At 61.4% G+C, this 813-nt stretch carries 1 protein-coding gene; it reads left to right on the forward strand.

Annotated features, from left to right (window positions below; translation table 11 throughout):
* Window positions 1-17: 17 nt before the first annotated feature.
* A partial coding sequence (locus tag J5224_RS31710) for an iron-containing alcohol dehydrogenase (RefSeq protein ID WP_264628946.1) occupies window positions 18-813 on the forward strand: 796 nt, incomplete at its 3' end.

Raw genomic sequence — 813 nt, forward strand, 5'->3', positions numbered from 1 at the left:
CGATAAAGGAGTTTTCCATGCCCCTGTCATTTTCTGTAGTAAGCCCCGGTGAAATTCGTTTTGGTCGCGGTGAAGCCGCGGGCGCCTCCACCTGGCTGGCCGCCCGCGCCCGGCACGTTCTGCTGGTTCAGGGTGCCAACCCGCAACGTGCCGCTTTTCTCGTCGAGCGGCTCCATGCGGCACAGGTGCGCGTCAGCACGTTCACGGTCGCTCACGAGCCCACGCTTGCCGACATAGAGCAAGGGGTCGAACTCGCCCGGCAGCGTGGCGTAGAGGCCGTTATCAGCCTGGGCGGCGGAGCGGTTATCGATGCCGGTAAAGCGATCGCTGCTCTGGTCAAGGCACACGGGCCGCTGATTGACTATCTGGAGGTGGTCGGCAATGGCCGAATCTTGGAGTCAGCCCCGCTGACCTTCGTTGCGCTGCCCACCACCGCCGGAACCGGTGCCGACGTGACCAAAAATGCCGTCATCAACGTTCCGGCACACCGTCGCAAAGCCAGCCTGCGTGATAACCGCTTGCTGCCAGACCTCGCTATCATGGACCCAGCCCTGACAGACCATACGCCGCGCAGTGTGACGCTCGCCTCGGGACTGGACGCGCTGACGCAGGTGATTGAACCTTATATATGCAATCGCGCTACGCCTTACACGGATGCGCTGTGCCGTGCCGCGATCCCACAGAGCATCAACGCATTAATGCAATTGATGAAACAAGAGTGTCCACAGAGTCGGGATACTCTGGCGTGGGTAAGCCTGTGTGGCGGTCTGGCACTGGCAAATGCCGGGCTTGGCGTGATTCATGGCTTGGCAG

It is taken from the genome of Candidatus Symbiopectobacterium sp. NZEC135 (assembly GCF_025962695.1).